The organism is Alistipes sp. AF48-12 (assembly GCF_003477565.1).
GTDB classification, from domain to species: Bacteria; Bacteroidota; Bacteroidia; order Bacteroidales; family Rikenellaceae; genus Alistipes_A; species Alistipes_A hominis.
The window spans coordinates 85,092-98,927 of sequence record NZ_QUDJ01000006.1; the positions used below are offsets into that span (position 1 = coordinate 85,092).

Annotated in this window: 12 protein-coding genes; 5 read left to right on the forward strand and 7 right to left on the reverse strand. The window is 49.7% G+C overall.

Annotated elements, in window-relative coordinates; genetic code table 11:
• Positions 1-146: 146 nt before the first annotated feature.
• The 5 genes from DW082_RS05230 to DW082_RS05250 all read left to right on the forward strand — a co-directional run bounded on the left by DW082_RS05230 (position 147) and on the right by DW082_RS05250 (position 5,482).
• Positions 147-1,250, forward strand: a complete 1,104-nt coding sequence (locus DW082_RS05230; protein WP_147386969.1) for a hypothetical protein — start codon at positions 147-149, stop codon at positions 1,248-1,250.
• Entirely contained in the window at positions 1,216-2,322 is a 1,107-nt protein-coding gene (locus tag DW082_RS05235; protein ID WP_118457692.1) for a glycosyltransferase, read from the forward strand. Before DW082_RS05230 ends, DW082_RS05235 begins: the two co-directional genes overlap by 35 nt.
• Positions 2,323-2,368: 46 nt before the next feature.
• Positions 2,369-2,941 (forward strand): DapH/DapD/GlmU-related protein, encoded by a 573-nt coding sequence (locus DW082_RS05240; RefSeq protein ID WP_118457693.1) that lies wholly within the window; start codon positions 2,369-2,371, stop codon positions 2,939-2,941.
• 23 nt (positions 2,942-2,964) lie between these two features.
• Positions 2,965-4,101 (forward strand): NAD-dependent epimerase/dehydratase family protein, encoded by a 1,137-nt coding sequence (locus tag DW082_RS05245; RefSeq protein ID WP_118457695.1) that lies wholly within the window; start codon positions 2,965-2,967, stop codon positions 4,099-4,101.
• Between the two features lie 388 nt (positions 4,102-4,489).
• Positions 4,490-5,482 (forward strand): lipopolysaccharide biosynthesis protein, encoded by a 993-nt coding sequence (locus tag DW082_RS05250; RefSeq protein WP_118457697.1) that lies wholly within the window; start codon positions 4,490-4,492, stop codon positions 5,480-5,482.
• Between the two features lie 450 nt (positions 5,483-5,932).
• Here the strand turns inward: DW082_RS05250 and DW082_RS05255 are convergent, their stop codons facing one another.
• From DW082_RS05255 to DW082_RS15440, 7 genes are all read right to left on the reverse strand, one after another.
• Positions 5,933-6,124 (reverse strand): helix-turn-helix domain-containing protein, encoded by a 192-nt coding sequence (locus DW082_RS05255; RefSeq protein ID WP_180951512.1) that lies wholly within the window; start codon positions 6,122-6,124, stop codon positions 5,933-5,935.
• A 1,875-nt stretch (positions 6,125-7,999) separates the two neighbouring features.
• Positions 8,000-8,812, reverse strand: a complete 813-nt coding sequence (locus DW082_RS05260; RefSeq protein WP_101571641.1) for a glycosyltransferase family 2 protein — start codon at positions 8,810-8,812, stop codon at positions 8,000-8,002.
• Positions 8,812-9,411, reverse strand: coding sequence for an SIS domain-containing protein (locus tag DW082_RS05265; protein WP_101571405.1), 600 nt, complete (start codon positions 9,409-9,411; stop codon positions 8,812-8,814). The genes DW082_RS05260 and DW082_RS05265 overlap by 1 nt, the downstream gene beginning before the upstream one ends.
• A 13-nt stretch (positions 9,412-9,424) precedes the next feature.
• On the reverse strand, positions 9,425-10,453 hold the full coding sequence (locus DW082_RS05270) for a dehydrogenase (protein WP_118457699.1): 1,029 nt from the start codon (positions 10,451-10,453) through the stop codon (positions 9,425-9,427).
• Positions 10,454-10,470: 17 nt separating this feature from the next.
• Entirely contained in the window at positions 10,471-11,571 is a 1,101-nt protein-coding gene (locus DW082_RS05275) for a glycosyltransferase (RefSeq protein ID WP_101571411.1), read from the reverse strand.
• Positions 11,568-12,419: a glycosyltransferase gene (locus DW082_RS05280; protein ID WP_180951513.1), complete on the reverse strand. Its 852-nt coding sequence runs from the start codon at positions 12,417-12,419 to the stop codon at positions 11,568-11,570. The genes DW082_RS05275 and DW082_RS05280 overlap by 4 nt, the downstream gene beginning before the upstream one ends.
• 535 nt (positions 12,420-12,954) lie before the next feature.
• Entirely contained in the window at positions 12,955-13,818 is an 864-nt protein-coding gene (locus DW082_RS15440; RefSeq protein WP_118457703.1) for an EpsG family protein, read from the reverse strand.
• Between the last annotated feature and the right edge of the window lie 18 nt (positions 13,819-13,836).

Here is a 13,836-nt window from a genome sequence, read left to right on the forward strand (position 1 = left end):
ACCTGCGACAGACGATTCAATGGCTGACTGTGGCAGGCGTATTCCTTCCGACAGCTTTCCTTTCCCGGATTTTCCCGACAGTCCTCGAATTCGGGGCATTACTGGTCGGTGTCGTTCTGCTGGCAAGAACATATGGGAAACTTCCTGTGAGCAGGAATTTGCTGTGCGCATTTCTTTTCTTACTGTTTTACGAATTGGTTCTGATCGCATGGATACACTATCCTGCAGACCGGTTCGTCAATCAGTACATCATGCTGTTTCTTTTCTGCTCGTTCTATTATGTCCTTTTCCAATACAGCAGAAACGATATTCCCGAACTGTTTCAGAAATATCTGAAACTGTCCCTCGTTGTGAGCGGGCTGGCCGTCCTGCAGTTTTTCGTCTATCTGGTTTTCTCATTCAACCTCTTCCAGATATTCACAGCCAAAGATCTCGGGACGACTTCGCCTACAGTCGGCGGAATTTTCTTACGTGTCAACGGAATTGTCATGGAAACAGGGCTCTTAGCCACTCTGCTGACACCGGCCGTTGCTTACCACATACTGGCCTTTAAAAACTGCAACAAACGACACACGCTGTTGCTCCTGTTTGCCATGTTTCTTACATTCAGTACGATAGGATATGTCGTGTCCGGTTTGATCTTAGCCGATAAATTGCTCTTTCGTAGCAGCCGTCGTGTCCGGTTAATCCTATGGCCGGCCGTATTCCTGCTGACGGTGCTGTTCGTAGGCAGAACCGATACCGGCAACTCCGACGAGAAAAGCGTTTTTTCCGAGATCACAACGAAAATCGGGGACAGTTTCGACGGCATTCGTCAGTTGCAGCCCGAATATATCGAAATGCTCAATCTGAGTTCGTACGCGACCCTGATGAACCTATACGTCGCGCATCATGCCCCTAACCGACTGACCGGCACCGGATTGGGAAATCACCCGTACAACTACGAGAAAGTATACGTGTCGGATCACCCGTCTTACGGACTGAACAAATACGACGGTTACTCGCTTTTGATCCGGCTCTACTCGGAAACGGGATTGATCGGTCTATCGCTGTTTTTTCTTTTCGTCGGGAGAAATTACAATCGCAACAGTCTCATCAACTCGAGCATCGTTTTCCTGATCGTTTCATTCATGCTCCGAGGGGGACATTATACGTTGAACGGAACCGTCTTTTTCTTCTTTATGTACTATTGGACTCATAAAACAAATCGAGCCTATGAATTCTCGCACGATCGTCATATCGGCCGTTAACCTGACATCCGGAGGGCCTCTGACTATATTGCAGGAATGCCTCAGTTATCTCAACTCAAGTCCCCTGCTTGCGACCTATGAAGTGATCGCACTGGTACACGACCGAAAGTTGGCCGATTTTCCGCATATCCGCTACATCGAATTACCGAGCAGCAAAAAACACTGGATCAACAGGTTGTACTACGAATACGTTTACTTCCGCCGGCTCTCGCATCGACTCAAACCGTATCTGTGGCTCTCATTGCACGACACGACTCCGAATGTCCGGGCTCATCGAAGAGCGGTATACATGCACAATCCGATCATTTTCAATTCGGTCAGGCTCCGTAACTGGAAATTCGACAAGACATACATTCTTTTCACGCTGTTTTATAAGTATCTGTATCGGATCAACATCCGTAAGAACGATTTTTACATCGTCCAGCAAAACTGGTTCAAGGAATCGATCGGCCGGATGTTCCGAATCGACCCCGATAAAATCGTCGTAGCGAGACCGGTTAACCGCTCGCAAACGAATCTCTCCGCCGCACCGCCGATATGCCGGCCTTGCCGGACATTTTTCTTCCCTTCGCTAAGCAGACCTTTCAAAAATTTCGAAGTCGTCTGCCAAGCGGTAGAGATTCTTAATGGTCGAACAGCAAAGGATTTCAAAGTCGTTCTGACTATAGACGGGACCGAATCGAAATACTCTACATGGGTTTACAACCGATACAAACATGTGCGACATATCGAATTTACGGGCCTGCTCGACAAAAAACAGATGAACGAATACTACGCTGCGACCGATTGTCTGCTTTTCCCGTCACGGCTTGAGACATGGGGGTTACCCATTTCGGAATTCGCCCGGTATGCCCGTCCGATGATTCTCGCCGACAAGGATTATGCCCGCGAAGCTGCCGAAGGCTGCGCGCGGGTTGCTTTTTTCACTCCGGACGACCCTAACCGTCTCTCCTCTTTGATGCAAAATGCTATCGAAGGAGATTTCAAGGACTTTACACCGGTATGTCGGATTCCGATACAAGAACCTTATGCCAAGAACTATCAAGAGCTTTTCGACATTCTGCTCGAATAAATTCGCTGTCACGCACAATCAGTACGGGACATTCCGAAAATTACAAATGCTATGCTGGCTCCTGCGAACCAAGATAATTTGGAGGCGGGCACGGCTCATCCGTTTCCCGTTCGATCTGCGGGGGAAGAAATATATCGACTCGGGTATAGGGTTGACGACCGGCGTCGGATGCCGGTTGGAAGCCTATTCCGACGGACCGTGCGTTCTCCGTTTCGGGCAGAACGTACAACTGAACGATCACGTACATATTTGCGCCATGCAAAAAATCGAGATCGGCAATCACGTACTGATGGCCAGCAAGATCTACATATCCGACAACAGTCACGGCCAATACGACGCCTCGAAGGGCAATTCGGATCCGGAAACCCCGCCACTCGAACGCTCTTATCAGATCGAACCCGTTTTTATCGGCGATAAGACATGGATCGGCGACAATGCATGCATTCTACCCGGGACGCGGATCGGACGCGGATCGGTCGTCGGAGCCAACTCGGTCGTCCGGGGCGTCTTTCCGGACTACTGCGTAATCGTGGGCGCTCCGGCCCGGATCGTCAAGCGGTACGACCTGGTACGAAAGGGGTGGTACAGGACCGATCCTCGGGGAGAATTCGTCTCATAAAATTTGTTTATCAAGGATACGTCATGAAAAACATTCTGATCACGGGCGGCGCGGGCTTTATCGGCTCGCACGTCGCGCTCAAGCTCGCCGACAAAGGATACGAAGTCACCGTGCTCGATAATCTGTCGCCGCAGATTCACGGTAAGTACCCCCAAAACACCTCCCCGTTATACCGCAGCATCCGCGACCGCGTGCGCTTCCTGCGCGGCAGCGTAACCGACCGGGACGACTGGCTGCGGGCCCTCGACGGACAGCATGCCGTGATCCATTTGGCCGCCGAGACCGGAACCGGACAATCGATGTACGAGATCGAGAAATACACTGCCGTCAACATCGGCGGAACTTCGCTGATGCTGGATATACTCACGAATACAAAGCATTCGGTATCTAAGGTTGTTGTCGCCGCATCGCGCGCGATCTACGGCGAGGGACGCTATCTGAGCGAGGAGATGGGATACGTCTATCCGCTCTCGCGCGCCGACGAGGACATGAGACGGGGAGACTTCGAGTGCAAGTACCCCGGCTGCACGAAGCCGCTACGGCTGGTCGGGACGACCGAAGACTCGGCGATTCACCCTACGTCCGTCTACGGCATCACCAAGCAGGTGCAGGAACAGCTCGTGATGACCGTCTGTCCCGCGATTGGCATCGCCCCGGTTGCCTTCCGCTATCAGAACGTCTACGGACCCGGCCAGTCGCTGTCGAACCCTTACACGGGCATCCTGTCCATCTTCTCGACCCGGATTAAAAACGGAAACGGAATCAATATCTTCGAGGACGGCCGCGAGACGCGCGATTTCGTCTATATCGACGATGTGGCCGACGCGACGATCCTCGGTCTGGAAAAGACCTCGGCCGACGGCGAGGCATTCAATGTCGGCACGGGCGTGGCGACCGACGTCATGACGGTCGCGCGCACGCTGATCGACAAATACGGCACCGAGGCACCTCTCACGGTCAGCGGGAACTACCGGCTGGGCGACATCCGCCACAATTTTGCCGATATCTCGAAAGCCCGGCGGCTGCTCGGATTCTCTCCCCGCTGGTCGTTCGACGCCGGCATCGAGCGGTTCGCCCGGTGGGTAGACGGCCAGCAGGTGCAGGCAGACCGGTACGAAGACTCGATCGAGGAAATGAAACGAAAAGGATTGTACAAATAGTCCGTCCCCGTCGCCCCCGACGAATCCGGACTTACCCGTACAAGCGGCGGACGTCCCGGCAAGATTCTGCTCCGCCCCGCATCGGCGGCAGACTTTGTCCCGGGCAGTTCTCCGGCGCATCGAAATCCCTCCGCCCTTCTGGTCATAATCCTGTCGACCGGCGAGTCGGGGCCGCGATACGAGTCGTCCCGATCGATACGAAGCCGTCCTTCCGGCTCCATTCCGCGGCGTACCATAAACGATACGGTAACGATACGCCTCGTAACGCCTACGGAGCAATTTTCGACTCGTCTTCTTAAAGCAATTTCCTTTCCCGGAGAAACGGACCGACTCCCGGAACGCGTCCGCGCGCAAACCGTCTATTGCACCATTTTAGTTATAAACGATCATGTTTTTAGAAAACAAAAGCATTCTGTTCTTCTCCGCGCAAGCGTTCGGCTATCAGAACGAAATCCGCGCGGAGATGGAGCGCATGGGAGCCCGTGTGGACTATTTCGACGAGCGCCCGGCCAACTCGTTCGCGATCAAAGCCGCAATCCGGATCAACCGGAATCTGCTGGCCCGCTACATCGACCGCTACCATGCCCGGATCATCGAGCGCACCAAAAACCGGAAGTACGACTACGTCTTTTTCATCAAGGGCGAGTCCATTTCCGTCGAGAATCTCGATAAAATCAAAGAACTGCATCCCGAGGCGAAGCTGATTATCTACCATTGGGACTCGATTGCCAACAACCGCAACGCGCTGCGTATCCTGCCCGTGTTCGACCGGGCCTTCTCGTTCGACAAACCCGACTGCGAGAAGCTCGGCATCCGCTTCCTGCCGCTGTTCTACCTGAGAGATTACGAGGAAATCGGCCGGCAGGAGCCTGACTACCGCTACGATCTGATGTTCGTCGGCACGGTTCACAGCGACCGGTACGGGCTGCTGCGCCGCGTGACCGGGCAGATCGAGCGGGCCGGCGGACGCTGCTTCGCCTACATGTTTTTCCAGAGCCGGATCCTGTACTGGAAAATGAAGCTGCAGAACAAGAGCCTGCGCGGCACGTCGGTCAGGGATTTCCGCTTCGCCCCGCTGCCGAAAGCCGGCTTGCTCGATCTCTACCGCAAATCGCGGGCAGTAATCGATATCCAGCATCCCCGGCAAACGGGCCTCACGATGCGGTGCATCGAAACGATGGGCGCCAAAAGAAAACTCATAACCACGAACGGACATATCGCCGAATACGACTTCTACGACTCGAACAATATTCTGATCGTGGACCGGCAGAATCCCGTCGTGCCGCCCGGCTTCACGACATCTCCCTACCGGGACATACCTGCCGAGGTATACGACTGCTATCGGATCGACCGCTGGCTCGAAACGATTCTCAAATCGTAGTTCCGGCCGGATCCGACATTTTGACGAAGGACGAACTTTCCGCACGAGAGGGGCTGTCTGCAAATGCAGACAATCCCTCTCGTCTTTCTGACAATCTTCCATAGGGCAAACAAGGCCTACGGTACGGTATCGTAACTTCACGGAATACTTTGAGGACTCTGTTAAAACCAACTCGAACTATTTCCAGACTACGACACAGATATTCGGCCTGAGATTCGACGTCGGCATAGATGGTGAGTTATCCCGCCACTGCAGAGAATTTGTTAGTGTCGAGGCAGTATACGAAGCAGCGATTGAGAAAACGGAAGGAGAGCCTTTCGCCCAATATGCCCGGCCGAATACAGATAGAAATAAGGGTTAATTAGCATAACGCAATCCCCCGACCTACCGGGGTGCTCATATTTTCAATTTGTTATATTAGCCTATTTAATGGTCAGTACTTTGCCTGCATTAGCATGGCTTCTCAATGTGCCGCATATTGTTGAGAAGTGTTTCGCGGATACCGGATTCGGAATAGATGATGTTTCGGTCGCCGATAACGGTGAAAGGTATCTGCCGACTGTCGCGCAAATTCTGCAACGTGCGGAGCGAGATATGCAGGTAGGCAGATATTGCTTCTCCCGTGAGGTATCGTTCATTCATAACCGAGGGATGTTTCCCTGCCCGGTGTCACGAATAGTCTTAAAAAGTCTGGAGTAGTCCGGATGGCGGATTAACAGATATGCCGTCGTTGGATAATCGCACGTAGTTTTGGTTGGCTACAAATCCACACTGCTCCCGATTCAAGGTCGTGTCTGTTAAGAAATGCGACACCGAAGCATTTCGAGTTTCGGTTTAACTCGTTAAACCGAAATGTTTTCGTTAAACGAAAACCTAACTTTGCTGGGCGCATGTGCAACCCGTTGGTGATTTTGTTAAACCGTTTTTCAAGGAGAAAAGGGCCTTATCGAGTTTTTTATAGGGAAAACCCCGCGGTGCCCGGGAAAAAGGCTGGCACGAATATACGGCTACAACTGTCTGCACCGAATGGACAAATCTGCCCCGTTTGCGCCCCTGCCGGCTACGCTTGCAGTGAAGTAACGTCAGGGAAGACGACTTGTCCTGACATGACTTTACATTCGGGCGCTTCGGTCCGATATGGCTGGACATTTTTGCGAGTTCACAGAGAGAGAGCTCAGAAAGGGGGCAGACGATAAGGATTTCCGGAGCCGAGTCGATGCGACGGGCCTAAATCATCCGGCCGGAGAGGGAATCCGATTGCAGACTTATCGCCGAGGCAGGTTGATTTTTTAGGGACCTCTTTGTCCGGCATTCGGAAGAAGTCTGCTGGTGTACCGTCAATCCTTGAACGGGATAAGCTCGCAAAGGCAACGAATTTCAGGGACAACGATAACAAACCGAATTAAAACCGGGGCAACTTCCACCCGGGTTAAGATTCATCCAAGCCAACCTGAATCCGGAAATGACATAATTTTAGTGAAAATATATCGATTTACTGCGCTAAACGGAATTTGTCGCCGATCCGGCTCCGTAAATGATCCATATCTCGCTTGATCTTGTCGTTGGCGCTTCGCGTAAATCCATGTGGAGACAATGCCATAAAATTCTACATAACTCACGATATCACACATCTTATAAATAATAGTGTATTTGTGCCCGAAATGATTATACGTCCACAGAAACCGCAAATTCTGTAAATGTATTCCATTAACTTTATTCGGTTGATTTTGATGATTGTTTTGCTTGTATAATCGATTTATTTGCTATTTTTGTACAAGCATAAGGAATACAATAGGCTGTAAGATCAGCACTGCTTATAAGTGACCTGAGAACAAACAAAGAGCCTGAATATATTGATCCATAATGGATTGAAACCGAAGGTTCGGTTTTCGTTTTCCGCTCTTAAAGCTCTGATAAAGAGGCTGAAAAAGATAGAAAAATCCTTATGTATCCATGATATGTAAGGATTTTTTCTTTTTAGGCCCTGAAAGGAAAAACGGTAAAAAGCAGGGGCGCATAACCTTCCTGCGACCCTATCCGTCCCAAATCAGGAACGGCTTTTAAACAACTATTACCCTTGCTGTTATACAGACATCAAACCCTAATTATCAGACACTCATTCCCGAGGAATCACATGATAGACGCGGGATATTGCTATTTCTGCCAGCATACGTTATTCCCCCGTCGAAGGGTCTGCTCCGCCAGTCATTTGCTTCTCCGGCAATGTCAACAAAAAATCCGGATGGAAACCATCCGATTTTTTGTTATTCAACCTATAAACAACGACAAGGCCGGTAAGAGCGATCGCACCGCCTCCTGCCCCCTCGCTTCGAGCCGATTACACCGCCGACGCCCGCATCGCGATAAAAGACAAGGACATCGGCAGCGAATATGCCAGCGCTTTCCGTATCACCGAAAAGAACGACCGAACCGTTCGTCCTCGCTATGAATAGCACGTTCTGAAAACAGTTCCGGCAATCGGGTATTACAAGGTACGTACCGTCAACCGATATAATATCAGCGATTATAATTCAGATCTTTCAACAACCGTCTATTGATCTTTCTACGCTGGGCATCGAAAAACCACCCCCATTTGTTGAAATACCGGATTATATTACGTATGTGAATGAGCAGCATTCTCCGGTTTTTATACGAAGCCGCTTCATGCAGATGCACGATGGATGCTCCGGGGTAATACATCGTACGGTACTGAAGGTGCATCCTGCGCGACAAATCGATATCCTCGCCATACATAAAAAAACGTTCATCGAACAACCCGACTTTGCAGAGCGCTTCTACGCGCAAGAACATAAAACAACCGGACAGAAAAGGAATATTCTTCTCTTTATCGTAATCGGAGAAACGTAATTCGAAACGTTCCCGACTCTTTTTAGCCCAACCGGTCGGCAAAAATCTGCGGAATATCAGATCGGCCGGGGTGGGCAACAGTTTGCAAAGATACTGCAACCGTCCGTCCGGATAGAAAACCTTGGGCATGATTTGTCCCACGTCTTCGTGAGCATCCATATAGCAGGCGAGGGATTCGATTGTTTCCGGCGCAAACCGAATGTCCGGATTCAGAACGACGTGGTATTTCGCACCGAGTTCCATCGCTTCCCGGATAGCGAGATTGTGAGCTCCGCCGTAACCGATATTGGCGTTGTGGATATACCGGATTTTCGAAGACCGTTTTTCCAAAATGCGCAGGGCATCGTTGCGGGAGTTGTCGATAATGTAAAGTTTATCGATAGAACTACGAAGGACGCAATCCAGCACGGCTCCCGCCTCCGGAAGCGAGGTATGATATGTGACAACCGAAGCGGTAAGCATCATTGATTCGGCTTTAAGTCGCCGAAAAGTTTTTCTTCGACGATGCAACAGATGATATGTCCGATAAGAATATGCGATTCCTGTATCCGGGGAGTCTCGCCGGACGGCACTTTTATACATAAATCGCACATCGAATCCATTTCGCCGCCCGTAAATCCCGTAAGTCCTATCGTTTTTATTCCTTTTTGCCCGCACATGCGCAGAGCCTCCACGAGATTTGCCGAATTTCCGGATGTCGAAATGCCGATGAACACGTCTCCGGCAGATCCCTGAGCTTGTATTTGACGGGAGAATAATTTATCGTAGCCGTAATCGTTCCCGATGGCGGTGATGATCGACGTGTCGGTCGTCAACGCAATGGAAGCAATACCGGGCCGGTCAAAATAGAATTTGCTGACAAACTCTCCTGCGATATGCTGTGCATCGGCGGCGCTTCCGCCGTTACCGGCCAAGAGCGTTTTTTTCCCTTGTTCGTACGCATCCACGATCATTTGGGCAGCGGCCGCAATGTTCCGCATCAGCCCCTTGTCCGATAAAATGGCCTGCTTGGTCGATATCGACGCCCGAATCTGATCCGCAATACACTGTTCAACATTCATAATCCGCTATTTATCAATGAAAAATTTTCCACCCGTGCGTTCCCCCTTCGCTGAATTGAAACTCGACGATATTGCCATCGAGCTGATTCAATGCCCGTTTCACCTGCAACCTTTTTGTAGGTTCCACCGCAAAGATTATAAATCCGCCGCCGCCGGCGCCCGAGACTTTACCGGTAATGGCTCCCGCTTGAACGGCCCGCTCCATCGCCTCTTCGATGACCGGATTACTGATGGCCGACGCCATTGCTTTTTTGTCTTCCCAGCCTTGTCCGAGGATTCTGGCGAAGGAAGAGATGTCCCCCTTAAGCAATGCTTCCTTCATGTTTATGGCATTTTGTTTAATGCGGTGCATGGCTTCGACAGCCCGATTATTACCTTGCGACGTGTTTTTTTTCTGTTCGTCGATAATCTCCGCGGAACTGCGGGAAGCTCCGGTATAATAGAGCAATATACTGGCTTCCAGTTCATCGACGACCCATTTCTTGATGCGTAACGGATTCACGATAACGTGGTCGTCTTTGAGAAACTCCATAAAGTTAAAACCTCCGAAGGTAGCAGCATATTGATCCTGTTTTCCTCCGCTCAATGCAAGATCTTTCCGTTCGATCTCATAGGCCAACCGGGCTATTTCATAATCGCCCAGGGGTAGATTGAGCCACTCGACAAAAGCTTTGACAATGGCGACTACCATTGTGGACGAAGAACCGAGTCCGCTTCCGGGAGGCGCATCCGAATAAGTAGTGATACGGCACGACGGCACCGGAACGCGGAAATCTTTCACAATGCGGTTATAGACCCCCTTATGCAGGTTCAGCGTTCCGTCGACGGGAAGTACCGGCAAAGATTCGAAAATTGCCGCCTGCCCGATGTCGGTTGCAATAATCTCGATTTTGCCGTTCTGCGTCTCTTCGATCGTACAATGAGCATAAAGATTGATCGTCGCGTTAAGAATCAATCCTCCGTAGAGATCGCTATACGGCGATACGTCGCTGCCGCCGCCGGCTAAACCCAACCGCAGAGGCGCTTTACTTCGAATGATCATAGGAAACCTTAATTAGGTTACAGATAATTTAAAATGGATTTCGTCTGATATTTGGCACGAAACGATTGTGCTAAACGTATTTTGTCGGCAATCGTCACCAGACGCCGGTTTTCTAAAATCCGCACGTACTCTTCCGGCGTGTCGACGATGCGGGTATGTTCCCCGAGCGGCAGGTAGAGATCGATCCCCTCCCATGCGACCGCGCTTCCCAATACGGGAGTGCCGAGCGCCAACGCTTCGACCACTTTGACTTTGATGCCGGCTCCGTGAAACAAAGGCGCGATCAGCCCTTGCGCTTCAGCGATATATCCGTACGGATTCTCTACGAACCCCAAATATTCGACCCGGTCGGTTTCGTCTATTTTTCGCCTGACGTCGGAAGGCATGTTGCCGCCGATAATTTTTATATTCAGGCGGGGCGTACGGGGAAACACCTCGTCGAGAAACCACGTCAGACCCTCTGTGTTTTCTTTTCGGCCCCAGGCGCCGTACATTACAAAATAGTCCTTGGGAACGATCGTCTTGTAATCGGTGCGCAGCAACAATTCGTCGAAATACAACGATATGTGATGCGCCTTCACGCCGTAAATATTCCGAATGAGCGTTTCGTCCTTGGGGCTGTGGCAAAATATCAGCGTCGCGGTTTTGTATAATAGTCTCTCGCTGAATTTTACGAACCTATTCTCAAGATAACCGAATATGTTTTTCTGCCTGGAAAATTTCTGGATCATCACGTCGTGCGTAATGACTATTTTTCGGGAGTGTCCGGCAAATAGCGCATAGGCGAATACCTGTCCGAAATTGAAAATCAACGCGTCGTACCGATGCTTGTTTTTACGGATGTAACGGACGACCGACCATTGAAAACGAGCCGTAAAGATCGGATGCAGAAATGGTAATTTTAAAGCATTGAACAACTTATCCTTTTTGTCGACAACGATACACTTCAGCATATTCGTATCGGGAACGGCTATCCCTTCCGCCTCGCTTCTGTTCCTGAAACAGATCAGATCGACCTCGTACCGACCACTCAAATCCTCGATTAATTGCCGCGTATAATTCTGGCCCGCGGTCTTGCGGCTGGGAACAAATGCGGAAATCAGCAAGATTTTTTTCATATTTTCTCAAAGATCATTCTGAATAAATGCCTCGAATGTTCCATGCTGTAATTTTGTTCGTAGATTTTTCGGCTTTCCTCGTTGAACCGCCTCTGCGGATACGGATAACCGTTGATCTTATCGATGAATTCCCGAGCCGTATTGCACAGCCCTCCCACCCGATCGAAATCCAACGCGTATCCGGAAAAGGCTTCGGTGGTGCCGAAGATCGTTTTCCCGTACATCAGCGCCTCCGCCGTTTTGAGTTTCATCCCCGAACCTTCGAAAATGGGGGCGATTACGAAATCCGCGCGATAAAAATATTCGGAAACATCTTCCACGGTTCCTATCACTTTGACGTTATCGCATTCCAAATCGTTTTTCAGCGTTTCGAACCCTTTGCCTATAATCAAGATCTCTGCGTTTACATGAGGAGCGACATGCTGAACGAACCACCGGACACCGTACTCATTCGGAAAAAAAAGACTGCCGGCAAAAATTCCGCGAGGCTTTTGATCCCGGCGTTCGGTAAGTTTGTTGTAATCCAGCTTGTCATCGAATGTCACCGGCACCAAAAAATCGGCGGATCGTTTATATATCTTATGCAACAGGGCGCTGTCCCTTTCGCTCAGGGCGATAATCGTATCGCTGTATCGAATCGCCATCCATTCGTTGTAGGCAAATGCGAAAAAAGAGAGTACGTTTCCTATTTTTTTCAGCCGGCGCACCACGTCGTAACTGTATTTGATTTCGACGTTATGAAAAAAAGTAACGATTTTGCAACCGGGATAACGCTTTTTAATAGCTTTGGCCAGCAATCCGTAATTCGAGCTATTTATAAAAACGTAATCGGGGGCTTCGCGTGCCATTACGGCCAAAGCTTCCGTTTTCACGGACCGGGTCAACCCTACGGTATAACCTTGCAATGTCCAGCGCAATTTCTGCACATTGGACAGGACACCCATTCGGAAATCTACACAGTACAAGTTATCCCGGAATAATTCGGTCAAAAGAATCCGGCTCTTATTCAAACCGATTCCGCCTCCGAAGTTATTTTCTGCCACCGGACTGATCAATAAGCATTTTTTCCCGTTCATCAATTTGAATTTAGGAGTTGGTCTTTGTATCTATCCATTATATACATGCGTTCCGGATAATTGCTTCCCGTCAGAAGGACATTGTCGTATCGATACAAAATATTGTTCGAACAGATCGATACCCGGATCAAAGAGTAGATCATGATTCCTCCGACGAACAGCATCCTGTTCGATTTTAATGTAAAACACCGCGCAACGGCCGGCCACAGCACCAGGTAGGAGAGTAAAAACAAGAGACCTATCCGATCCACGAGGATCGTTATTTCGCTCATCCATAAGTTTATAAACAAATAAACCAGGAACATGTTCAAGAAAACGGCATGTTCGCGGGTATTGAGTTTTTTATAAAAAGAACGACCAGTACGAAGGTCAGCGTCCTCTCGAGGTAACCGATCGAAATGCCTCTTGCCTGCGCGTACAAATCCGAATTGAGATAAGCCCCGGTCAACGCCGCGTATTTTCCCCCGAGAAGCCTCCCGCCTTCCGAAATCAAAGGGGCCATGTAAGCGATCTGCGAAAGGTAAAGGAGATTGCCGACGACAAATACGACGATGAAACACTGCCGGGGCAATGTCCGGGGCACAAAATACAGCGGGAACAAAAACAGGGTGCTGGAATGGAACATGAAAGCCAGCGTCATTAAAAGCAAATAAGGGAGAAACCGCCTTTGCTGAATGTACTTTACGGAAAGCAGGAAAAGCCCGATACTTTTCATATTTCTCAAAATATCCAACTCCGCCCCTAAATACAAAGCAATAAAAATCAAGAAACTGAATGCGTAATTCGAGGAATGCCGTTTGAAAAAAACGTGTAAAATGGAGACGTCTATGACAACGCATACGAGTATAAAAAAATGATAATTCGACGATATGAGTTTTACGACAGACATGAACGTTACAAACCCGCCCTCGAATGTCCCGATATCGTAATTATTCAGATAGCCCCTGCTAAAAAGAGGAACGATTTCCTGATACGCCGGATAATAATTCACCCAATCCCAACCGACGAATCCCCTGAAACCGAAAAACAGAACGAACAGCGCGCAACAACAGATCCGAACACATTGTCGAATCTTCCGGTTATTGTCATAGTTATACTCTACGACTGTCAGTAGAATAAACAACGACAATAAGAGAAGGTACGGAACGGAATAAGTATAGCTGTAAAGCATTCTCGGGGAGTAAGCCGG